19 protein-coding genes and 3 pseudogenes are annotated in these 21940 nt (G+C 55.3%); 16 read left to right on the top strand and 6 right to left on the bottom strand.

Annotation, left to right across the window (positions count from 1 at the left end):
* Positions 1-80 precede the first annotated feature (80 nt).
* From traD to repA (MC50_RS26885), 13 genes and pseudogenes are all read left to right on the top strand, one after another.
* Positions 81-2393: pseudogene (traD, locus tag MC50_RS26945) on the top strand (type IV conjugative transfer system coupling protein TraD).
* Positions 2393-7651 (top strand): conjugative transfer relaxase/helicase TraI, encoded by a 5259-nt coding sequence (gene traI / locus MC50_RS26940; protein ID WP_047665716.1) that lies wholly within the window; start codon positions 2393-2395, stop codon positions 7649-7651. Before traD ends, traI begins: the two are co-directional and overlap by 1 nt.
* A 79-nt stretch (positions 7652-7730) precedes the next feature.
* Entirely contained in the window at positions 7731-8456 is a 726-nt protein-coding gene (traX, locus tag MC50_RS26935) for a type-F conjugative transfer system pilin acetylase TraX (protein WP_015065543.1), read from the top strand.
* Between the two features lie 155 nt (positions 8457-8611).
* Positions 8612-9205 carry a fertility inhibition protein FinO gene (locus MC50_RS26930; RefSeq protein WP_015065544.1) on the top strand — a complete coding sequence of 198 codons (594 nt, stop codon included), beginning with the start codon at positions 8612-8614 and terminating at the stop codon, positions 9203-9205.
* A gap of 160 nt (positions 9206-9365) precedes the next feature.
* Positions 9366-9968: a PIN domain-containing protein gene (locus MC50_RS26925; RefSeq protein ID WP_015065545.1), complete on the top strand. Its 603-nt coding sequence runs from the start codon at positions 9366-9368 to the stop codon at positions 9966-9968.
* A 49-nt stretch (positions 9969-10017) separates the two neighbouring features.
* Positions 10018-10662 carry a hypothetical protein gene (locus MC50_RS26920; protein ID WP_004153014.1) on the top strand — a complete coding sequence of 215 codons (645 nt, stop codon included), beginning with the start codon at positions 10018-10020 and terminating at the stop codon, positions 10660-10662.
* Positions 10663-10717: 55 nt separating this feature from the next.
* On the top strand, positions 10718-11368 hold the full coding sequence (locus MC50_RS26915) for a DUF2726 domain-containing protein (RefSeq protein WP_014343480.1): 651 nt from the start codon (positions 10718-10720) through the stop codon (positions 11366-11368).
* The gene (locus tag MC50_RS26910; protein WP_015065549.1) at positions 11365-11673 is read left to right on the top strand and encodes a hypothetical protein; all 309 of its coding nucleotides are present in this window, start codon (positions 11365-11367) and stop codon (positions 11671-11673) included. The genes MC50_RS26915 and MC50_RS26910 overlap by 4 nt, the downstream gene beginning before the upstream one ends.
* A 103-nt stretch (positions 11674-11776) precedes the next feature.
* Positions 11777-12328: a phospholipase D family nuclease gene (locus MC50_RS26905; protein ID WP_015065550.1), complete on the top strand. Its 552-nt coding sequence runs from the start codon at positions 11777-11779 to the stop codon at positions 12326-12328.
* A 135-nt stretch (positions 12329-12463) separates the two neighbouring features.
* Complete coding sequence (locus MC50_RS26900) at positions 12464-12733, top strand: replication regulatory protein RepA (RefSeq protein ID WP_022631531.1); 270 nt, start codon at positions 12464-12466, stop codon at positions 12731-12733.
* A gap of 211 nt (positions 12734-12944) precedes the next feature.
* Positions 12945-13022, top strand: a complete 78-nt coding sequence (tap, locus tag MC50_RS29320) for a RepA leader peptide Tap (protein ID WP_014386216.1) — start codon at positions 12945-12947, stop codon at positions 13020-13022.
* Positions 13015-13566 carry a plasmid replication initiator RepA gene (repA, locus tag MC50_RS26890; protein ID WP_022631532.1) on the top strand — a complete coding sequence of 184 codons (552 nt, stop codon included), beginning with the start codon at positions 13015-13017 and terminating at the stop codon, positions 13564-13566. Before tap ends, repA (MC50_RS26890) begins: the two co-directional genes overlap by 8 nt.
* On the top strand, positions 13559-14572 hold the full coding sequence (gene repA, locus MC50_RS26885; protein WP_015065551.1) for a plasmid replication initiator RepA: 1014 nt from the start codon (positions 13559-13561) through the stop codon (positions 14570-14572). Before repA (MC50_RS26890) ends, repA (MC50_RS26885) begins: the two co-directional genes overlap by 8 nt.
* Positions 14573-15559: 987 nt before the next feature.
* Here the strand turns inward: repA (MC50_RS26885) and MC50_RS26880 are convergent.
* The gene (locus MC50_RS26880; protein ID WP_004201125.1) at positions 15560-15886 is read right to left on the bottom strand and encodes a C2H2-type zinc finger protein; all 327 of its coding nucleotides are present in this window, start codon (positions 15884-15886) and stop codon (positions 15560-15562) included.
* Between the two features lie 181 nt (positions 15887-16067).
* On the opposite strand from MC50_RS26880, the gene MC50_RS26875 reads away from it, so the two are divergent.
* Both MC50_RS26875 and MC50_RS26870 read left to right on the top strand, forming a co-directional pair.
* On the top strand, positions 16068-16349 hold the full coding sequence (locus MC50_RS26875; protein ID WP_001568067.1) for a hypothetical protein: 282 nt from the start codon (positions 16068-16070) through the stop codon (positions 16347-16349).
* Positions 16350-16402: 53 nt separating this feature from the next.
* Positions 16403-17014 carry a DUF2913 family protein gene (locus MC50_RS26870; RefSeq protein WP_000176305.1) on the top strand — a complete coding sequence of 204 codons (612 nt, stop codon included), beginning with the start codon at positions 16403-16405 and terminating at the stop codon, positions 17012-17014.
* On the opposite strand, the pseudogene MC50_RS28745 reads toward MC50_RS26870, so the two are convergent.
* Both MC50_RS28745 and MC50_RS26855 read right to left on the bottom strand, forming a co-directional pair.
* Positions 17011-17142 (bottom strand): annotated as a pseudogene (locus MC50_RS28745) (ISNCY family transposase); the annotation flags it as partial. The gene MC50_RS26870 and the pseudogene MC50_RS28745 overlap by 4 nt on opposite strands.
* Positions 17143-17404: 262 nt before the next feature.
* Positions 17405-18109, bottom strand: a complete 705-nt coding sequence (locus MC50_RS26855; protein WP_001067855.1) for an IS6-like element IS26 family transposase — start codon at positions 18107-18109, stop codon at positions 17405-17407.
* A 1230-nt stretch (positions 18110-19339) separates the two neighbouring features.
* On the opposite strand from MC50_RS26855, the gene MC50_RS26840 reads away from it, so the two are divergent.
* Positions 19340-20371, top strand: coding sequence for an IS630-like element ISEc33 family transposase (locus MC50_RS26840; protein WP_003033020.1), 1032 nt, complete (start codon positions 19340-19342; stop codon positions 20369-20371).
* Between the two features lie 21 nt (positions 20372-20392).
* Here MC50_RS26840 and MC50_RS26835 read toward each other — a convergent pair.
* The 3 genes and pseudogenes from MC50_RS26835 to MC50_RS26825 form a co-directional block, all read right to left on the bottom strand.
* Positions 20393-20698, bottom strand: a pseudogene (locus tag MC50_RS26835) (cyanate transporter); the annotation flags it as partial.
* Between the two features lie 48 nt (positions 20699-20746).
* The gene (gene cynS / locus MC50_RS26830; protein ID WP_003032552.1) at positions 20747-21217 is read right to left on the bottom strand and encodes a cyanase; all 471 of its coding nucleotides are present in this window, start codon (positions 21215-21217) and stop codon (positions 20747-20749) included.
* Positions 21218-21246: 29 nt separating this feature from the next.
* Positions 21247-21906, bottom strand: coding sequence for a carbonic anhydrase (locus MC50_RS26825; RefSeq protein ID WP_003032549.1), 660 nt, complete (start codon positions 21904-21906; stop codon positions 21247-21249).
* Positions 21907-21940: the final 34 nt, after the last annotated feature.

The raw sequence follows: 21940 nt of genomic DNA, 5'->3' as shown, positions 1-21940 counted from the left end.
GTAATCCTGTTTTGTGCCGGTGTATTTCCGCTGATTAATTTGTCCTTCCGACCCTAATACTTTACTGACGGATTAGTGCCATGAGTTTCAATGCCAAAGATATGACGCAGGGCGGTCAGATCGCCAATATGCGCTTTCGCATGTTTGGTCAGATTGCCAATATTATTTTCTACGTGCTGTTTATTTTATTCTGGGTGCTGTGCGGGCTGATGCTGATGTACCGGCTCAGCTGGCAAACCTTTGTGAACGGCTGCGTATACTGGTGGTGTACGACGCTGGGGCCGATGCGCGATATTATTCGTTCCCAGCCGGTATACACCATTCAGTATTACGGCCAGTCGCTGGAATATACCTCAGAACAAATCCTGGCTGATAAATATACTATCTGGTGCGGAGAGCAGCTGTGGACCAGTTTCGTCTTTGCAGCCGTGGTTTCTCTTGTTATCTGTATCGTGACGTTCTTCATCGCCAGCTGGGTGCTGGGCCGCCAGGGGAAACAGCAGAGTGAGGATGAGAATACCGGCGGGCGCCAGCTTTCCGATAAGCCCAAAGAAGTGGCCCGCCAGATGAAGCGTGATGGTATGGCCTCCGATATTAAAATTGGCGATCTGCCTATTCTTAAAAACTCCGAAATCCAGAACTTCTGCCTCCACGGTACCGTAGGCTCCGGTAAATCAGAAGTGATCCGCCGGCTACTGAACTACGTGCGTGCACGTGGCGATATGGCCATCATTTATGATCGCTCCTGTGAGTTCGTCAAAAGCTATTATGACCCGTCACTGGATAAAATCCTCAACCCGCTGGATTCGCGCTGCGCGGCCTGGGATTTGTGGAAAGAGTGCCTGACGCTGCCGGACTTCGACAACATCTCCAACACCCTTATCCCGATGGGTACCAAAGAAGACCCGTTCTGGCAGGGCTCCGGTCGCACTATCTTTGCCGAAGGCGCGTACCTGATGCGTGAAGACAAGGATCGCAGCTACGAGAAGCTGGTCGATACCATGCTGTCCATTAAAATCGACAAGCTGCGCGCCTATCTGCAGAACACGCCGGCAGCGAACCTGGTTGAAGAGAAAATTGAGAAAACGGCCATCTCCATTCGTGCCGTGCTGACCAACTACGTCAAGGCTATTCGCTACCTGCAGGGCATTGAGAAGAACGGCGAGCCGTTCACTATCCGGGACTGGATGCGCGGTGTCCGTGAGGACCGACCCAATGGCTGGCTGTTTATCTCCTCCAACGCTGACACCCATGCTTCCCTGAAGCCGGTTATCTCGATGTGGCTGTCAATTGCTATCCGCGGCCTGCTGGCGATGGGGGAGAACCGTAACCGGCGCGTGTGGATTTTCGCCGACGAGCTCCCCACGCTGCACAAGCTGCCGGACCTGGTCGAAATCCTCCCGGAGGCGCGTAAATTTGGTGGTTGTTATGTGTTCGGTATTCAGTCCTATGCCCAGCTGGAAGATATCTATGGCGTCAAGCCTGCCGCCACGCTCTTTGACGTGATGAACACCCGGGCCTTCTTCCGCTCCCCGAGTAAGGAGATTGCGGAGTTTGCTGCCGGTGAAATTGGTGAGAAGGAAATCCTCAAGGCCAGCGAGCAGTATTCTTACGGTGCTGACCCGGTGCGTGATGGTGTATCGACCGGGAAAGAAAAAGAGCGGGAAACGCTGGTCAGTTAATCCGATATTCAGACGCTGCCTGACCTGTCCTGCTATGTCACGCTGCCCGGGCCGTATCCGGCCGTGAAACTGGCCCTCAAATACAAACCGCGTCCGAAAATTGCCGAGGGATTTATTCCTCGCACTCTCGATGCGCGGGTGGATGCGCGGCTCAGTGCGTTGCTTGAAGCGCGGGAAGCTGAAGGCAGCCTTGCCAGGGCGCTTTTCACTCCGGATGCGCCGGCATCCGGGCCCGCTGATACAAACAGTCACGCCGGTGAACAACCTGAGCCGGTCAGTCAGCCTGCGCCAGCAGACATGACAGTATCTCCGGAACCGGTAAAAGCGCCGCCGACAACAAAGAGTCCGGCAGCGGAACCTTCCGTCAGAACAACGGAGCCTTCCGTCCTGCGGGTCACGACCGTACCGTTGATCAAACCAAAAGCAGCCGCAGCGGCCGCTGCTGCCTCAACAGCATCCTCTTCCGGTGCCCCTGCAACAGCTGCAGGCGGGACACAACAGGAACTGGCGCAGCAGTCAGCGGAACAGGGACAGGACATGCTGCCGGCCGGCATGAACGAGGACGGTGTCATTGAGGACATGCAGGCGTATGACGCCTGGCTGGCAGATGAGCAGACACAGCGGGATATGCAGCGGCGTGAGGAAGTCAATATCAACCACAGCCACCGGCACGATGAGCAGGATGATGTCGAGATTGGAGGGAATATCTGATGCTCAGTTTCAGCCAGGTTAAATCGGCGGGCAGTGCCGGTAACTACTACACAGAGAAAGACAATTACTACGTCATCGGGAGCATGGAGGAGCGCTGGCAGGGTAAAGGCGCAGAATTGCTGGGACTTGAAGGAAAGGTAGACAAGCAGGTCTTCACGGAGCTTCTGCAGGGAAAACTACCTGATGGCAGCGACCTGACCCGGATACAGGATGGCGTGAATAAGCACCGGCCCGGTTATGACCTGACGTTCTCGGCACCGAAAAGTGTATCGATGCTGGCTATGTTGGGCGGCGATAAGCGTCTCATCGATGCTCATAATCGCGCGGTAACAGTGGCTCTTAACCAGGTGGAGTCTCTTGCTTCCACACGGGTAAAGAAAGATGGCGTGTCTGAAACGGTCCTGACCGGGAATCTGATTATTGCCCGCTTTAACCATGATACATCGCGCGCTCAGGATCCACAGATACACACACACAGCGTGGTTATCAACGCGACACAGAACGGCGATAAATGGCTGACGCTGGCCAGCGATACCGTCGGTAAAACCGGGTTCTCCGAAACCATACTGGCCAACCGCATCGCTTTCGGAAAGATATACCAGAACTCTCTCAGGGCCGATGTTGAGTCTATGGGTTACAAGACAGTCGATGCGGGTCGGAATGGCATGTGGGAGATGGAGGGCGTGCCGGTTGAGTCGTTTTCCACGCGCAGTCAGGAACTCCGGGAGGCTGCAGGACCCGATGCCTCCCTGAAGTCACGGGATGTGGCCGCGCTCGATACCCGCAAGTCGAAAGAAGCCATCGATCCGGCAGAGAAGATGGTGGAGTGGATGAACACGCTGAAGGAGACCGGGTTTGACATCCGGGGGTACCGTGAGGCCGCCGATGCGCGAGCCGCAGAGCTGGCCCGTGCACCTGCCGCGCCGGTGAACACTGACGGTCCGGATATCACGGATGTGGTGACGAAAGCGATTGCCGGTCTCAGCGACCGCAAGGTGCAGTTCACGTATGCCGACCTGCTGGCACGCACGGTCGGCCAGCTGGAGGCGAAGGACGGTGTGTTTGAGCTGGCGAGAAAGGGCATCAATGCCGCCATTGAACGGGAGCAGCTTATCCCTCTCGATCGCGAGAAAGGCCTGTTCACCTCAAACATCCACGTTCTCGATGAACTCGCCGTCAAAGCCCTGAGTCAGGAGGTGCAGCGCCAGAATCATGTCTCCGTCACGCCTGATGCGTCTGTGGTGCGCCAGGTCCCTTTCAGCGATGCCGTCAGTGTGCTGGCGCAGGATCGCCCGGTAATGGGTATCGTTTCCGGTCAGGGCGGTGCAACCGGCCAGCGGGAGCGGGTGGCCGAGTTAACCCTGATGGCCCGGGAGCAGGGGCGTGACGTCCATATCCTGGCTGCCGATAACCGCTCACGTGATTTTCTCGCCGGTGATGTGCGTCTGGCCGGGGAAACGGTGACCGGTAAATCCGCCCTGCAGGACGGGACGGCGTTTATTCCAGGCGGAACACTCATCGTGGATCAGGCGGAGAAGCTGAGCCTGAAGGAAACGATTTCCCTGCTCGATGGCGCGATGCGCCATAACGTGCAGGTCCTGCTCTCCGACAGCGGGAAGCGCAGCGGGACCGGCAGTGCGCTGACGGTGCTGAAGGACAGCGGCGTGAATACGTATCGCTGGCAGGGGGGCCATCAGACCACAGCCGACATCATCAGTGAACCGGATAAAGGAGCACGCTACAGCCGGCTGGCACAGGAGTTTGCCGTCAGCGTGCGTGAAGGACAGGAAAGCGTGGCCCAAATCAGCGGGACGCGTGAACAGAGCGTACTCAACGGCCTCATCCGAGACTCCCTCAGACAGGAGGGGGTGCTGGGTGAGAAAGACACGACCATTACAGCCCTGACGCCGGTGTGGCTGGACAGCAAAAGCCGGGGCGTGCGGGATTATTACCGGGAGGGGATGGTGATGGAACGCTGGGATCCGGAGACCCGGACGCACGATCGCTTTGTCATTGACCGGGTGACCGCGAGCAGCAATATGCTGACCCTGAAAGACCGGGAAGGGGACCGTCTGGATCTGAAGGTTTCCGCGGTCGACAGCCAGTGGACGCTGTTCCGGGCAGATACACTGCCGGTGGCAGAGGGGGAACGTCTGGCGGTGCTCGGGAAGATACCGGACACACGCCTTAAGGGCGGGGAGAGCGTCACAGTGATGAAAGTGGAGGACGGGCAGCTGACGGTACAGCGGCCGGGGCAGAAAACCACGCAGACCCTGGCCGTGGGTGCGGGCGTGTTTGACGGTATTAAAGTCGGCCACGGCTGGGTGGAAAGTCCCGGCAGGTCGGTTAGCGAGACGGCAACGGTCTTTGCGTCGGTGACGCAGCGTGAGCTGGATAACGCCACCCTCAACCAGCTGGCACAGAGCGGAAGTCACCTCCGGCTGTACTCGGCGCAGGATGCGGCGCGCACGACGGAGAAGCTGTCGCGGCATACCGCGTTTAGCGTGGTCTCAGAGCAGCTGAAGTCCCGATCCGGCGAGACGGACCTGGATGCGGCCATTGCGCAGCAGAAGGCCGGGCTGCATACCCCGGCAGAACAGGCCATTCACCTGGCCATCCCGCTGCTTGAGAGCCAGGACCTGACCTTCTCCCGGCCCCAGCTGCTGGCGACGGCAATGGAAACCGGGGGCGGGAAGGTTTCGATGGCGGACATCGACACGACCATTCAGACACAAATCAGGTCGGGGCAGTTGCTGAATGTACCGGTGGCGCACGGCTACGGCAATGACCTGCTGATTTCCCGTCAGACCTGGGACGCCGAAAAAAGCATCCTGACCCACGTGCTGGAAGGTAAAGACGCGGTGGCCCCCCTGATGGACCGCGTGCCGGCCAGTCTGATGACGGACCTGACCGCCGGACAGCGGGCGGCGACCCGGATGATTCTGGAAAGCACGGACCGCTTCACGGTGGTTCAGGGGTATGCCGGGGTGGGGAAAACCACCCAGTTCCGGGCAGTCATGAGTGCCATCAGTCTGCTGCCGGAAGAGACCCGTCCGCGCGTCATCGGTCTGGCGCCGACGCATCGCGCGGTCGGGGAAATGCAGAGTGCCGGCGTGGAGGCGCGCACGACGGCGTCGTTCCTCCACGACACGCAGCTGCTGCAGCGCAATGGCCAGACACCCGATTTCAGCAACACCCTGTTTCTGCTCGACGAGAGCTCGATGGTGGGGCTGGCCGATATGGCAAAAGCCCACTCCCTCATCGTCGCCGGCGGTGGACGGGCGGTGTCCAGTGGGGATAACGACCAGCTGCAGCCCATCGCGCCGGGCCAGCCGTTCAGGTTGATGCAGCAGCGCAGCGCCGCCGACGTTGCCATCATGAAAGAGATTGTACGCCAGATGCCTGAGCTGCGACCGGCGGTCTACAGCCTGATTGAGCGGGATGTGCACCGCGCCCTGACCACCATCGAGCAGGTCACGCCGGAGCAGGTGCCGAGAAAAGAAGGCTCATGGGCGCCGGGCAGTTCTGTGGTGGAATTCACGCCAAAGCAGGAAAAGGCGATAGAAAAGGCGCTGAGCGAGGGGAAAACCCTGCCGGAAGGTCAGCCCGCGACGCTCTACGAGGCGCTGGTGAAGGACTATACCGGACGGACCCCGGAGGCACAGTCGCAGACGCTGGTGATCACCCATCTGAATAAGGACCGGCGGGCGCTGAACAGTCTGATCCATGACGCACGGCGGGAGAACGGGGAAACCGGCAAAGAGGAAATCACCCTGCCGGTGCTGGTCACGAGTAACATCCGTGACGGTGAACTGCGCAAACTGTCGACCTGGACGGCTCACAAGGAGGCGGTGGCGCTGGTTGATAACGTATACCACCGTATCAGCAAGGTGGATAAGGATAATCAGCTGATCACCCTGACAGACAGTGAAGGAAAGGAGCGATTTATCTCACCCCGGGAGGCATCGGCAGAAGGCGTCACGCTCTATCGTCAGGAAAAGATCACCGTGTCTCAGGGGGACCGAATGCGCTTCAGCAAAAGTGACCCGGAGCGCGGCTATGTGGCCAACAGTATCTGGGAAGTGCAGTCTGTTTCGGGTGACAGTGTCACGCTGTCTGATGGCAAAATCACCCGTACGCTGACCCCGAAGGCGGAGCAGGCACAGCAGCATATCGACCTCGCCTACGCCATCACCGCCCACGGCGCCCAGGGGGCCAGCGAACCGTATGCCATCGCGCTGGAAGGGGTGGCCGGTGGTCGGGAACAGATGGCCAGCTTTGAGTCTGCCTATGTGGCTTTATCCCGCATGAAACAGCATGTTCAGGTCTACACCGACAACCGTGAGGGCTGGATAAAGGCCATCAAGAATTCACCTGAGAAAGCGACGGCGCACGATATTCTTGAACCCCGTAACGACCGGGCGGTGAAAACAGCCGATCTGCTGTTCGGGCGGGCAAGGCCACTGGATGAAACCGCCGCGGGCCGGGCAGCCCTGCAGCAGTCCGGTCTGGCACAGGGAAGTTCACCAGGAAAATTCATTTCTCCGGGGAAAAAGTACCCTCAGCCGCATGTGGCGCTGCCGGCATTTGATAAAAACGGGAAAGCCGCCGGTATCTGGCTCAGCCCGCTGACCGATCGGGACGGACGGCTGGAGGCTATCGGCGGAGAGGGACGAATTATGGGCAATGAAGACGCCCGGTTCGTGGCGCTGCAGAACAGCCGCAACGGAGAAAGCCTGCTGGCCGGGAATATGGGGGAGGGCGTCAGAATGGCCCGCGACAATCCCGATACGGGGGTGGTGGTGCGGCTGGCCGGTGATGACCGCCCCTGGAACCCCGGGGCCATGACCGGTGGGCGGGTATGGGCTGAACCTGCGCCGGTGGCTCCGGTACCGCAGGCCGGGGCTGACATTATCCTCCCGCCAGAGGTACTGGCACAGCGGGCGGCTGAAGAACAGCAGCGCCGGGAAATGGAAAAACAGGCGGAACAGACTGCCCGGGAAGTGGCCGGGGAGGCGCGTAAAGCCGGCGAGCCGGCGGACCGGGTGAAAGAGGTTATCGGGGACGTCATTCGCGGACTGGAGCGTGACCGGCCGGGTACGGAGAAAACGACGCTACCGGATGATCCTCAGTTCCGGCGCCAGGAGGCGGCGATTCAGCAGGTGGCCTCAGAACGTCTGCAGCGTGAGCGTCTGCAGGCTGTGGAGCGTGACATGGTTCGTGACCTTAACCGCGAGAAAACACTCGGGGGCGACTGACGCGCCTGCGGCTTGTCTGCACCGGCAGCCTCCCCGATTAAAATCGGGCAGTCTGCCGGTGCGCTAAAAGGAAAAAAATATGAGAGCACAATACACATTTCCAGGCGCGACAGACAGCTGGCTTCAGCGCCTGCTGACCTGGACACCGGGACAAACGGATATGATTAAAACGGTCGCACTGGTACTGATGGTGACTGACCACACCGGCTTACTGCTGGCCGGAAACAATGAAGTGATGCGCCTGCTGGGACGTGGTTGTTTTCCGCTGTTCGGTCTGGCATGGGGAATGAATCTGGCACGGCACGCGGAAATACGCCAGTCTCAACTGAACAGCCTGTGGGGCTGGGCGCTGGTCGCCCAGGTGTCGTTTATGCTTATTGGATACCCGTGGTATACCGGGAATATTCTGTTTGCCTTTGCCGTTACGGGCCAGGTCCTGCGGTGGGTCAGCCAGCCGTCCTGGTATTACACCCTCCCGGCGGCTGGACTGCTGGTCACCTGGATACCCCTGTCAACCGGCAGCTACGGCATGGCCGGAGTGGGCATGCTCACCGCCAGCTGGCTGCTTTGTCGCGCACAGCATGCACCGGAACGGCTGGGATACGGGGTGCTGTGGGCCCTCATGGTGTTGCTGATGAATATGCATGACGTGAGTGAATCAGTGGCCGGGCTGGCGATTGCGCTGCTGACGCTGATGGTGTGCTCATCTGCCGGAGAACGTGTGAAACGCTTCTGGCCGCGGCAGTTCTTCGTGATGTTCTATGCCGTGCACCTGGCGGTACTCGGTATTGTCGTCTCGATGTAAAAAAAAACCGGACACAGGTCCGGGGGCGGGCACATTGCCCGTAAACGTGACAAAGGGGACATCATCGTTGTGTCCACTGCATTGCGAGGTGAAACGATGATACCGTTAGCGTATCGTATACCTCAGACCTGTAGCTTTTATTGATATGGCCCCTTATGAGTGAAGAAAAACGCCCTGTACTGAGCCTGAAACGAAAACCGGCGGAGAACAGTACGACCTCCGCAGAGGCGACCCCTGCTCCTGGTGTGGTGCGCCGAAAGAAGGTCGTGGTGGTCTCGTCCCCGCCGGCCTGGAAGGCAAAAAAAGAGAAACTTGAGAAGGTTAAACAAGCGGCCGAAGCCGCCGCGCGCAACGCTGCGCCGGTGCCGGTTAAAGCGGTAAAGACGCCACCTCCGGTGCATTATCTTCGCCTGCTGCCGCCGGAACAGGCCATCATGACCCTGAAGGCATTCTGGCCACAGCTGTTCGACGGAAACTCACCCCGTCTGCTGGCAACGGGTATGCGCGAACAGCTGTTCGCCGACATTGTGAACCGCGACCTGCCGCTGTCGCATAAACAGGTGATTAAGTGCCTGAAGAGTCTGACCCGGTCTGCGGGGTATCTGTCCCGGATGAAGGTGGGGGCCTCCCGCTATGATCTGCAGGGGAATGCCGTCGCGACCGTCACTGCAGAGGAAGCGCAGTACGCCAGTGAGCGCATGATGAAGGAGCTGCTGCGGGCTGAACGAAAGATGAGTCAGACCCTTTAATTATATTTACCCATTCCTGATAATTATACTTGGGAATCCTCAGCTAATAGATGTAACGAAAATTAGCTGAGGGTATGCCTGAAATAGCAACAGGTATTCATTTTATATTTGCCGCATTACAGGCTGCGGCATCATAACTGTCCGTGCAGACAGATTCTGGATGACGATGACTGAAAAAATTATTGCTCTCGTAGATTATGAAAATATTGGTACACTTGAAAGTGTCCGTCTGTCCCGTTATGAACGCCTTATTTTATTTACCGGGCCTCAGCAGGAGTTTATACGTTTTCCAGCTGTAACGTATGCAGGTGATATATCGGTAAGCGTATTCCAGGTTGCGAATGTGTCAAAAAATAATGTGGACTTCCATCTGGTGTTTGAGCTGGGAAGACTTAGCGCGACTGCACCGGAAGAGATGATATTTCATATTATCTCGAATGATAAAGGCTATGATGGCGTCATTGCCGAGCTATGCAGGGCGGGGAGACGATGTTGCCGTATATCATCGCCTTGCTCTGCAGAGAAACCGAAGGCGGCACCTATGGTAATCAGTAACGATGAAGTGCTGCACCTGACCGATAAAGTCCAGTCATTAAGTAAAAAATCTGCAGGGAACCGCCCGGCGAATACTTCATCCCTGATGAATTATATTAAATCCCTGTCCGGTAATACAAAAGGCATGGCGCTTTATGGTCGCGTTAAAGAGGAATTAATCAGGCGTGGTGTGATTGCGGTGTATGAGAAAACAGTGGTCTGGCGATAATGAAATTAAGACGGCTGTGAATGTTATTTTTATCTAAAAAGGAATCAATATGTTCAGATATTTCATTCTGCGCCCTGAGCAGCAGTTATTCTGTTATTTATACGGCTGCGCGCTGGCACTGGTTCAGATGGTTTTATTTTCTCCTGTATCCCGGGCAAGCGGATTTTATCTGGTTGCGTTATCTGTCGCGCTGTTCTGGGCAGGCCTTGCCCTGTACACCCGGCACATCGACCGGATGAGAAAGCCAGAGGTCTCACCGCTGGTCAGTATTCGCGACGGTATTCAGGTGGTGGCCGAGGTGCCGCGCCATGAAAAGGCCCGGCTGGAATGGGAAATCCTCCGGGATGATGAGGTGTTTCGCCAGCAAAGGTGTGAGCTTACAGGCCTGACCGGACGGGTTATCAGCCGGGGGCTGTTGTATACGCCGGCGGTGATGCTGGTCGGTATCGGTATTCTCGCCTGGGGTTCCCCACAGGATGCCATCCGGCTGATTAATGCTCTTCGTAATATGCCTGCTGCGGAACTGGTGCATCAGATTGGTTTTGTCCTGTGCCACTTCCTGCAGATTAGCGTCATATCAGTTCTGATTGCTGATGTTGTAGCCGGGAGAGGACTGCCGAATGTATTTCGCCGCGCGTTGCTCGACAGGCTGCCGGCAGAGTTCTGCCTTATCAGAAGAGGGACAGAAAGATGAGGAAGACGACAGGAAAACGCATCGGGAAAGAAAGGAACATCAGGGAATAAAATACATGGCAAAGATATTAATGATGGCGGGCAGTACCGTTGTTGTGCTGAGTTTGCTGGGATTTCTGGTGCTGCTTCTGAAAGGACGCGCAGTAACGAAGACTTCCCCGGTTCTGAGGTCACTGAAAGCCCTGGGTATTCGCCCCTCAGAGGCTGAGCAACGGTTGTGTCGCCAGCGGGTCTGGGTGGGTAATGACACACTGATGACGCCACGGGAACAACATTTTTTCCGGGCATTGCTGAGGCATACCAGCCGAACACGCTGGCTGTTGTGTCCTCAGGTCCGGGTGGCAGATATTGCCACACTCTCTCCCCATATCCGGCCACGATCCCGGACCTGGTGGCAACTCTTCCGGATGGCATCACAGTGGCACTGCGATGTGGTCATCGTTGACATCCATACCTTCGCTATCATCGGCGCAGTTGAACTGGATGATGCCTCACACCAGAAAAAACACCGTATCCGGCGCGATATTCTGCTGGAAGAGGTTCTGAGGCAGGCCGGCATTCCACTACTACGCGATCGGGATTCGGAGAGTCTGGTAAGAAAGGTCGTAGAGTTTCTGAAATACCGGGAAGCCGGTGCTGAAGAAAAATCCATAACCGTTATGAAATCAACGACAAAGCATAGCGAACACAAGGAGAAAGAAAAATGATTATCGCCGCCGAAGTGAAACGTGATGAACAGGGGTACTGGACACATCCTGCGCTGGTACGAAGTGGCTGTGAAACTTCCGCAGAATTAAGTTACTGGCTCAGAACCCATAAACTCCAGTGCTTTGTGATAACAATGCGCGATGAAGCGCCTGAAGCTTTCGCTGCCGGATTTACGGATGAAGCCCCGAATGCCCGTGGCTGGATACCGGAGCCACCGGATGATGATGGCTGGTTTCTGGGATCTGTCCACGATACCGGCGACGGACCCGTCTGCTACTGGTTTCGTCATACCACAAAATCCTGACGCCTCCGCATCGCGTCGTTGTCCAACCTCGGGAACGGGGAAAAGCCAGTTTCCCCGCTCCCGGCGTTTCTTAAACACCCGTTAAGGAAATACTGTGAAAAAAATGAACCGTACGCTCCGCAGATGTTGTCTGTCCGGGCTTATCAGCCTGTCTTTGTTTGCACCAGTTCCGGCCGTGTATGCCGCCAGCATCGAGACGGGGTATTCGCCGGAAGGAACGGCTCTGCAGCTGGTCCTGAAGACTATTAATTCTGCACAGCAGGAAATCCGGCTGATGGGCTATTCCTTCACCTCACCCGAAGTCGCCGGCGCGCTTGTCAGGGCAAAACAGCGTGGTCTCGATGTGAAAGTGGTTCTGGACTGGAAAGCCAATACAGGCAGGCAAAACAAGGCGAGTCTGGCGGCCATGAATCTTCTGGTCAATGCCGGTATCCCGGTTCGCACAGTGTCGCAGTACAAAATCATGCACGATAAAGTCATTATTGCTGACGGCCGTAATGTTGAAGTGGGGTCTTTTAACTACACTCGAGCCGCTGATCGGTTCAATTCAGAGAACGTGCTAGTCGTGTGGGATGAACCAGTCGTTGCTCAACGCTATCTCCAGCACTGGCAAACTCGGTGGGAGATGGGAAAAGACTGGAGTTCCTCGTATTAACCTCCTCGCTCAATAGCCTGCTCATTGCGCCAACAAGGGCAGGTTATATAACAAAAAATAACGTAACTCTCGCTGCATCCAGCGACGTGTAGTATCTTTGTTCAAGTATTCAGTTATATGCTTGAGGAGGCAGAGATGTCACAGGTCGTTAACGGAGTTACTTCCTCATCTAAACGTCCCTATAGGAAGGGCAACCCTGTTTCTGCGGCAGAACGTCAGCAGAAAGCTGTTGCCCGAAAAAAAGCGACGCACAAAGAGGTGAGAGTATTTGTGCGGGACAAGCTTAAAAACCAGCTTCAAATCATGTGTGAGAATGAAGGAATTACTCAGGCAGCAATGATTGAGAGGCTGATTGAAAGGGAATCTGCGAAACTAGGAATCGACGTAACGACGTCACATTCTTGATCATGCCTGCTATGAGTGCTAGATTACTGAACGTTTAGAATTCTTGGCTGGCCACACCATAAGGTGGCAGGGAGCTGGTTTTGTGGATGTTTACCCGGAACCAGAAAGTAAAAACCCCGATAATCTTCTTCAATCTTGGCGGAAGGAAAAGATTAACGGGGCCCTCATAAACTGCATAGAAGCTGTTGCTCTATGCAGGGAGTATATGTACATGCTCAGAAAACTTCAAGCTCAGTTTCTGTGTCATTCGCTCCTTCTGTGCAACATAAGCGCAGGAAGCGGTGACTGATCATAACCAACAAAGCTCATGCAAGTATGTTCAGGTAAACAATCCTGAACCTGTTTTCACGGTTCCCCAGGACTACACTCCCTGGCCTTTCTCGCTGAAACTTATGGTAAAAGCCAATGGTTTCACTGAAAGCTTCAGTTTCGATATCGCATCAGCGATGTCGCGTAGGGACGGAATACGAAAACGTAAACCCCCATTTTTGCGCCGCAGAGCGATGAATGCGTTGCTCATGGCGATGTGTTTTTATTACGATCCCCTGTCAAATAAAGTTCTGCGCTCACTCAGGGAGATTGCCCTGGAGTGCGGACTTGCAACTAAATCTCTTTCTGGCGAAGTGTCCATTACACGAGCAATCAGGGCACTGGAATCGCTGGAAAAAGATTTTGAATTTGTTGCCTGCTCATCGGATTGCTATTCAACTGCTGAGATTTTTTTCACCCCTAAGCTGTTCGAATTTCTTGGCGTATTTCCACTCTCTCTGAGCGAAGCCAGACTGAAGTGTCTGGCCGCCAAAAACAGCGGCAGGGAGAGTGCAGATGAGTAATGCGCACAATCCGCAACACTGGAGTCAGCTGGATATGGATGAACAGATCCGTTTCTGGCAGGGGGTAGAGGACGGCCATGTGGCATCTTTTCTGGTTTCCCCGGAGAAGAAATCTACCCGTCGCCGGCGCGGCGAGCACTCCACAAAACCCAAATGTGAAAACCCGACCTGGTTTCGACCGGAGCATTACAAAAAACTGGGTGGCCAGCTGGGGCACGCCTATAACCGTCTTGTTCAAAAAGATCGCACCACTGGTGAGGTGCGACTGCGTATGCACGTATCGCTTCATCCGCTGTACGTCAGGGAACGTCGTCGGGCTGGCCGCCGGTATGGCTTCCGGCCGGAAAAGCAACGTCTGCTGGATGCTATCTGGCCAGTGCTGATCAGCTTCTGTGATGCCGGCAAGCTGACGGTCGGTATGTGTATTTCTCGTCTGGCAAAAGAACTCAGCCAGAAAGACAGTCATGGAAAAGTTATTCCGGAAACAGAGGTAACAGTCTCACGTCTGTCCCGGTTGATTGACGAACAGGTTCGTTTTGGTGTCCTGGCTGTATCTGAAGAAAATAGCTGGGACAGGGAATCCCGTACCTGGCTTCCTAAATACGTCTATATCACCGCGTTAGGGTTTCAGATGCTGGGAGTGGATCTGGAAAAACTTGATGCGGAACAACAAAAAAAGCTCCGGCAAAGCGAAGAGCGTCGTCGTCTTATCGAGGAGGGGATTCTGCGTGAAGATGAGGAGATCTCCCCGTGTGCAGCACGTGAGCGCTGGTACCGTCAAAAAACTCTCGATGCACTGAGGTTCCGTCGGCAGCGTGGCGCCGAACGTAAACGAGCTAACCGCCTGGCCAGATATTCTCGTGAGCGCCAGATTCACGAAATGTCGCTTCATATCCTGAAGACAATGCCGGCAGACGAGGCTTACTGGTGTACAACGGAGCGGCTGCAGCAGCTGGCCATTCAGAACCTGTATCAGCTGGAGCTGGCCCTGGCTCCGCCGTCCTGACGGATATCATTTAGCTATTTTTTCTATGCCCCTGCCCGGGGCTTTTGGCGTTTGTCCGGATTCATGAAATTGCCTGGTTTTTATCCATCTGACGTTCCGGCCGTCGGACCATCGCTGGTTTGAGCACGTATACCCTGTGACGTTCGCACCAGGTTTTCACTTATCCACAAAAACCCGCAAATGAATAAACAGGGAATTTAGCAAAAGGGTAACAGCAAACCTGCAAAATAGTCTTACCCCACTTTTTTAATCCCCTGCATTGCAAGCTGCAGGGAGATCTTTTGTCTTTGCCGGCTCTGTGAATAACTCAGTGAGGCCTTCGCTTACAGCGGCCGCAAGCGTCCGCGTCGCTCAGATAAAAGTAGCGCCCATCGCTTCGCGACGGGCCCCGACCGGAGAACCTCATTAGTTACAGCATTCAAAAGGAAATCCGTCATAAAACCGGCGCCGGTTTGCCAGCCAGGTGCCCCTCCCCACCACTGAAAAGCGCCGCCGCCCCCGGCCGAAGGCCGGGGAACACCATCGCTTTAGAATGGCGGATGTTGTAACTAGATCTTGTCATTGCTGTGGGTGGTGTTGCTTTTCGTTCTGGCGTACACGCTCGTAAGCGGCCCTAACGGCCCGCTAACGCGGAGATACGCCCCGACTGCGGCTATCGCCTTGTCGTGACCACTCCGACCGCGCACAGCAGCTTCTGTATCGTTTTTAGCGGGTTTGTTCTGGGCTTAGCAGTGTGGGGGATTATTACGGCTGAAGCCGTAATGCTTTTTTCGTCCTCGCTTCGCTGCGGGGGTCTCCGGCGCATGGCGCCTCCCATGCGCTGACGCGCATCAAAAACCCGTCCCCTGCGCCACTTGTGTCTGACGCACGCGAGAGTCCGCTGCGGCAAAAAAACAAGAAGAGAGCTAGACGAAGGTCGCTCAGCTCCCCGTAATTTTTTATATACTCACCACGGGGACATTAGATCTGCTTTTGCCAAAAAAACGGCTAGTTTTTTCTGGATTTACCCAAACCAAAGGCACCGGCATTCACTATAAACGAGGCCTTTCTGATCGGCGTATCGATATCAAATATGGGGTTTTCAGCACGCCTTCTTTCAAAGTACTTATTTCTCTCCGATTCATTTTTAAAAGCGCTACCTGTCCTTGCAATCCTCTCCTGAATAAGCATCTTTTCATGCTCAGCCTTTTTGGTTGAGTTGGCCTTAGCGAGATTCTTTTCAAGGGATTTCGTATGCTTTTTTATATGCTTTCTCAACCTAGCTTTATGGCCAAATGAGAGTTTACATATCGGACAAGTGAATAATTCTTCCATAAGCTTCATGAGTGTAAGGGGAAGGTTATATTTACCATAGCATTCCTTGTCCGAACTGCCATGCGATGGTCCACCGGGGCAATGAGGCAAAGCCGTTGTCTGTGGAAGCACTACGCGGCATGATGAGCGTCGCCAGTTGCACACCGGCAAAGACGTGAAACACTTTTAACCGGAGCCAGTCATGCGCGTTGCCGAAAGCATCATCCTCGATGCCCTCACTCGCGGAGGATGCATCAAAACCTTTTACCGCATATCCTCACGGCAGGCTGCTGAATCGGCCACGCGGATACCTGAGGGGTATATTCTGGAGTCGCCCGGCGAGCGGGAAGATATTGTGCTCTCGCGCGCGGACTTTCATGCGCTGGAGAAGCTGCTGGAGCAGAAGGAAACCTGGGAGCAGGTGGTCGGTGTGACCTGTTTTGGTGGGGCAACATGGCAGCTGAGACCGACTGTACAGAGCTGAACAACTGAGATTTAAGACCTGGGAATCAGTAAGACTGAAGGGAGGTATCTGTTATGACGCTGACAGAAAAAACAGGCCATCTGGCATGGTGTGCACTGGTCGCGCTGGCACTGGCCAGACAGGAGCAGGGAGAACTCTCTCCCGCACAGGAAAATCTCTTTCTCACCCGCTGGCTCGCGGCAGCACTGAAGCAACGGCGATTCTCGCGCGATGTGGCACAGGATATCGGGTGGTTACTGAATCAGGGGCGTTTGCTGGGTGTGAGAGCTAAGCTGGCCGACAAACTGGGCTATGTCTGGCGCTCCTGCAGCGGCGAGTTGACTGAACAGAACGACATGTTCCGCCTGACGTATGCGCTGGAAACAGCGAAAGACATGGGCTGGAATTACCGCGTAATGAGCGACAGAGAATGGGCCGGACGATATGCTTTGGTACTCAATCCTGGAGTAAACGGTGTTTATCTCTTACGGACAAACCTTGATGCCGCTTTTGACGACAATGGCCAACAGACAAATCCGCTGACAGTACGTCTGACAGGGAACGTAACTGGGATAATGAAACTGTTAAATCGCTGTGGCTGGCAGGCTGAGCCTGAGTCTGATGCCTCCCTGCCCCACCAGTTTTCACTGATGGCCCGGCAGGGAGTGCCAGGAAAGGGGGATTAGTGGCGGATTTGTGCCAGGTCATCTTCAGTCAGACCGGTCATTTTCATGACAGTATTGCGGTCAATGCCGTTCTGCAGCATGGTACGGGCAATTTTCAGAGTGGCCTGACGCTCACCTTCTGAACGGCCTATTAGCGTGTGCTCCGGTGGTTTGCACATGCGCAAATTTTTCAGCCCAAAGGAGGCTAATCATCACGGGGATTACGTTCAAATCCCCTGCGCCCTCTTGCTGCCCATTCAGCATTGAGTACTGAATCGCCACGGGTTTAACAGACACCTCAGAGTCATTTAAGATGGCTTAAAGAGAGGTGCCCATGAGCGGTAAGCGTTATCCCGAAGGGCACTGTTGCAAAGTTAGCGATGAGGCAGCCTTTTGTCTTATTCAAAGGCCTTACATTTCAAAAACTCTGCTTACCAGGCGCATTTCGCCCAGGGGATCACCATAATAAAATGCTGAGGCCTGGCCTTTGCGTAGTGCACGCATCACCTCAATACCTTTGATGGTGGCGTAAGCCGTCTTCATGGATTTAAATCCCAGCGTGGCGCCGATTATCCGTTTCAGTTTGCCATGATCGCATTCAATCACGTTGTTCCGGTACTTAATCTGTCGGTGTTCAACGTCAGACGGGCACCGGCCTTCGCGTTTGAGCAGAGCAAGCGCGCGACCATAGGCGGGCGCTTTATCCGTGTTGATGAATCGCGGGATCTGCCACTTCTTCACGTTGTTGAGGATTTTACCCAGAAACCGGTATGCAGCTTTGCTGTTACGACGGGAGGAGAGATAAAAATCGACAGTGCGGCCCCGGCTGTCGACGGCCCGGTACAGATACGCCCAGCGGCCATTGACCTTCACGTAGGTTTCATCCATGTGCCACGGGCAAAGATCGGAAGGGTTACGCCAGTACCAGCGCAGCCGTTTTTCCATTTCAGGCGCATAACGCTGAACCCAGCGGTAAATCGTGGAGTGATCGACATTCACTCCGCGTTCAGCCAGCATCTCCTGCAGCTCACGGTAACTGATGCCGTATTTGCAGTACCAGCGTACGGCCCACAGAATGATGTCACGCTGAAAATGCCGGCCTTTGAATGGGTTCATGTGCAGCTCCATCAGCAAAAGGGGATGATAAGTTTATCACCACCGACTATTTGCAACAGTGCCCTATTTATCGCTACACCACAAAATCATGAATGACCGCAGCATGGCGGTTTTATTTTCTTATGCCGTCAGGGCATGGAAGGCGACCACGCCGGAGTTAAACGGGCACCGGCCGCAAATCGCCGGAAACCGCAATGCTGAACGTATCGCCCGACCCAGCCCCCTCCCTGCAAAGCCCTAATCCCGCTCACCGCCACACAGCTGCCGTACGTCCCCCACGGGGGTGCGCAGTGGGCGCCGCGCGCCTGCGCGCGGGAACGGCGGCCCGCCTTCGGGTCGCGGCGCCGTACTGCGCGTTAGCGGCCGCACGCGGCCGGTTACGGGGGACACTACGCCATACGACAAGCGACCCGCTGAGCTGCACAATCCACGGATAACACAAGCTACATACATGTCGATATGGGAATCCGCCCATCTTGCCGGGCGCCGCTGTCGTGTGGGAATCGGCCCACCTTGCCGGGCGCCGGTGCTGTGTGGAAATCCGCCCATCTTGCCGGGCGCCGCTGCCGTGTGGGAATCGGCCCACCTTGCCGGGCGCCGGTGCTGTGTGGAAATCCGCCCACCTTGCCGGGCGCTGCTGTCGTGTGGGAATCGGCCCACCTTGCCGCGCGCCGGTGCTGTGTGGGAATCGGCCCTCCTTGCCGGGCGCCGCTGCCGTGTGGGAATAGGCCCACCTTGCCGGGCGCCGCTGCCGTGTGGAAATCCGCCCACCTTGCCGGGCGCTGCTGTCGTGTGGGAATCGGCCCACCTTGCCGGGTGCGTAATTGCATCGGACTTGACTACCCATTTGCATTTTACTTGGTGACCGTTTGCAGATTACTTGACCATCACCAACTAAATCTGTCCCATTAGATTTAGTTGGCGTAAGGCCTTACATCTTAACGGCTGCTGTGTGCCAGAAGCGGACGTTATAGGAAGCAATCTTTTGCCGGATTCGGTAAAACCCCAATTTTTCCGAACCGCACTCGTCCCCGCGCCGTTGTGGCGCTGATAACTACATGTAGTGGTTTTCTCAGATGCTGCCGATACTACATACAGCGGGTGCGGGGGAACCCGCAGGCCAACACTAAATAGCTGCGCGGAATAGTAGATCACTGAAAGGGAACTCAGCCCGGATTGCGCGATCTGATCATTCGCCAAACCAACCAAAACCACCAACCGGACTGAGCGATGCCGATCATAGCACCAATACCCCGTGGCGAACGACGCCTGATGCAGAAAGCTATTCATAAAACGCGCGATAAAAATCATGCCCGCAGACTCACGGCCATGCTGATGCTTCATCGGGGTGAACGGGTCAGCGATGTTGCCAGAACTCTCTGTTGTGCCCGTTCATCCGTTGGTCGCTGGATTAACTGGTTTACGCACTCAGGTATTGAAGGCCTGAAATCCTTACCCGCAGGGCGCTCCCGACGCTGGCCTTTTGAACATATCTGCACCCTGTTACGTGAGCTGATAAAGCATTCTCCCGGCGATTTTGGTTATCAACGTTCACGCTGGAGCACCGAATTACTGGCAATAAAAATCAATGAGATAACCGGTTGCCAGTTACATGCAGGAACCGTTCGCCGCTGGTTGCCATCTGCGGGGCTTGTATGGCGCAGGGCCGCGCCAACTCTGCGCATCCGTGACCCACATAAAGATGAAAAGATGGCGGTAATCCACAAAGCGCTGGATGAATGCAACGCAGAGCATCCGGTATTTTATGAAGATGAAGTGGATATTCACCTTAATCCTAAAATCGGTGCGGACTGGCAGTTGCGCGGACAGCAGAAACGGGTAGTGACGCCGGGGCAGAACGAAAAATACTATCTGGCCGGCGCACTGCACAGTGGCACGGGTAAAGTCAGCTACGTGGGCGGCAACAGCAAAAGTTCAGCGCTGTTTATCGCTCTGCTGAAGCACCTGAAAGCCACTTACCGGCGGGCGAAAACAATCACGCTGATCGTTGATAACTACATTATCCATAAAAGCCGCGAAACACAGCGCTGGTTGAAAGCAAATCCCAAGTTCAGGGTAATTTACCAGCCGGTTTACTCGCCGTGGGTGAATCATGTGGAACGGCTATGGCAGGCACTTCATGACACGATAACCCGTAATCATCAGTGCCGCTCAATGTGGCAGTTACTGAAAAAGGTCCGCCATTTTATGGAAACCGCCAGCCCATTCCCCGGAGGAAAACATGGTCAGGCAAAAGTGTAGCGGTATTAGGCGCAGCTATTTAGTCAGCAGCACCACGCTGTGAGGCGCCAGCTCACGCATTAGCGCCCCAATAATGATCATCAACAGACCGACCGCCACGCTATCACGCTCGCGAATATGACGAGTGATCCAGCCTCCCGCCAGCGCCAGTCCGCCCATCGCGACCATCGGTAATGCGGTAAGAAGAGAAGCCACAGTAAAACTCATGCCGCTGGCCGCACGTAATTGCGGGAGTAAAGGCCCGATTGACGTGAGTAGCGGACGCATATTCAGGCCAATCAGCACCAACACAAGGAGCATCAGACCCGTACGAGGAGATTGATTCATATTGTTCTTTGAGCCCGGCGCGGATAACGCGCCAGGCTTTACTCGGGTTTAGAAAGGTTTTGTCGGCAGATATTTGCCATCAAGCGTAATCACCGCGCGTTCACCGCCTTCCGGGTCAGCCACTTTTTTGACATCCAGCTTGAAGTTAATGGCGCTGATAATGCCGTCGCCAAATTTCTCATGCACCAGCACCTTCAGCGTAGAGCCATACACCTGCAGGATTTCATAGAAGCGATAAATGGTCGGGTCAGTGGGTACGCGATCGTCAATACTGCCGCGCAGTGGGATCATTTGCAGAAGCAGCACCGCATCTTCATCCAGTGAGAGCTTTTCACCAACCAGACGCGCCGCATCAGCCGGCAGTGCATGCTGCCCCAGCAAGGCCGCGGTAACAAAAGCTTCAGATAAGCCCGTACCATCGGTGAGTTGCGCAAAGGTCAGATCTTTTTTCGCTTTGATAAGCAGAATCTGGTCAGCCAAAGAGAGGCGAATATCGCGGTTAATTTGTGCGTGGATCATAATGGAACCTCCTGTATAGAGAGAAAAAATTAAGCTGCGGTGAGGCTGCGAAGCGGCATCGCGCAGGTATTTGGATTTTCGGCAAGCGAGACAAACTGCCCGCTGGCACCGTTGTAGGCGGCAATATCGCCACGTTCGATGTCGTAAACCCAGCCGTGTAATGCCATCCGCCCCTCTTCCAGCGCCAGGCGTACTGACGGGTGGGTCTGAATATTGGCCAGCTGTGCGATAACGTTTTCACGCACCATTGATGCGGTTTTCGCCTGCAATGAAATATGCGTGCGTGATTCATTCACCACGCGGGCTGAATCGGCATAGCGCAGCCAGTGGCTGACGGCGGGCATACTGTCCAGGCAATGGCATCCGGCGATGGCCGTCATGGCGCCACAGTCAGAGTGACCACATATAACAATGTCATTTACTTTCAAAACCGACACGGCGTACTCCACCGATGCGGTAACGCCTCCCGGTTCCGGGCCATAAGAAGGAACAATGTTGCCCGCATTACGGATGACAAACAGATCGCCAGGCTCACGCTGCGTCACCAGCTCCGGCACCAGGCGGCTATCTGAACACGATATAAAAAGCGCGCGTGGGTTTTGCTGGTTTGCCAGCGATCTGAAAAGCTCGGCGCGTTCGGGAAAGACGCTGCGCTGAAATTTCAAAAAGCCATCAATAATCTCTTTCACGATTGTTCCTCTGTCTCACTATAGAATGGACACA

This window comes from Klebsiella planticola, assembly GCF_000783935.2.
Lineage (GTDB): Bacteria > Pseudomonadota > Gammaproteobacteria > Enterobacterales > Enterobacteriaceae > Klebsiella > Klebsiella planticola.
This window is presented reverse-complemented; position numbering and strand designations above follow the sequence as displayed.

What these genes read in the sequence shown, in the direction of transcription:
- MC50_RS26905 (WP_015065550.1), top strand. Translation starts at nt 11,777, where the DNA reads ATGAACCGTACGCTCCGCAGATGTTGTCTGTCCGGGCTTATCAGCCTG.
- MC50_RS26840 (WP_003033020.1), top strand. Translation starts at nt 19,340, where the DNA reads ATGCCGATCATAGCACCAATACCCCGTGGCGAACGACGCCTGATGCAG.
- traX (WP_015065543.1), top strand. Translation starts at nt 7,731, where the DNA reads ATGAGAGCACAATACACATTTCCAGGCGCGACAGACAGCTGGCTTCAG.
- MC50_RS26925 (WP_015065545.1), top strand. Translation starts at nt 9,366, where the DNA reads ATGACGATGACTGAAAAAATTATTGCTCTCGTAGATTATGAAAATATT.
- cynS (WP_003032552.1), bottom strand. Translation starts at nt 21,217, where the DNA reads ATGATCCACGCACAAATTAACCGCGATATTCGCCTCTCTTTGGCTGAC.
- MC50_RS26910 (WP_015065549.1), top strand. Translation starts at nt 11,365, where the DNA reads ATGATTATCGCCGCCGAAGTGAAACGTGATGAACAGGGGTACTGGACA.
- MC50_RS26880 (WP_004201125.1), bottom strand. Translation starts at nt 15,886, where the DNA reads ATGGAAGAATTATTCACTTGTCCGATATGTAAACTCTCATTTGGCCAT.
- MC50_RS26915 (WP_014343480.1), top strand. Translation starts at nt 10,718, where the DNA reads ATGGCAAAGATATTAATGATGGCGGGCAGTACCGTTGTTGTGCTGAGT.
- traI (WP_047665716.1), top strand. Translation starts at nt 2,393, where the DNA reads ATGCTCAGTTTCAGCCAGGTTAAATCGGCGGGCAGTGCCGGTAACTAC.
- MC50_RS26855 (WP_001067855.1), bottom strand. Translation starts at nt 18,109, where the DNA reads ATGAACCCATTCAAAGGCCGGCATTTTCAGCGTGACATCATTCTGTGG.
- MC50_RS26930 (WP_015065544.1), top strand. Translation starts at nt 8,612, where the DNA reads ATGAGTGAAGAAAAACGCCCTGTACTGAGCCTGAAACGAAAACCGGCG.
- repA (WP_015065551.1), top strand. Translation starts at nt 13,559, where the DNA reads ATGAGTAATGCGCACAATCCGCAACACTGGAGTCAGCTGGATATGGAT.
- tap (WP_014386216.1), top strand. Translation starts at nt 12,945, where the DNA reads ATGCTCAGAAAACTTCAAGCTCAGTTTCTGTGTCATTCGCTCCTTCTG.
- MC50_RS26920 (WP_004153014.1), top strand. Translation starts at nt 10,018, where the DNA reads ATGTTCAGATATTTCATTCTGCGCCCTGAGCAGCAGTTATTCTGTTAT.
- MC50_RS26875 (WP_001568067.1), top strand. Translation starts at nt 16,068, where the DNA reads ATGCGCGTTGCCGAAAGCATCATCCTCGATGCCCTCACTCGCGGAGGA.
- MC50_RS26870 (WP_000176305.1), top strand. Translation starts at nt 16,403, where the DNA reads ATGACGCTGACAGAAAAAACAGGCCATCTGGCATGGTGTGCACTGGTC.
- MC50_RS26900 (WP_022631531.1), top strand. Translation starts at nt 12,464, where the DNA reads ATGTCACAGGTCGTTAACGGAGTTACTTCCTCATCTAAACGTCCCTAT.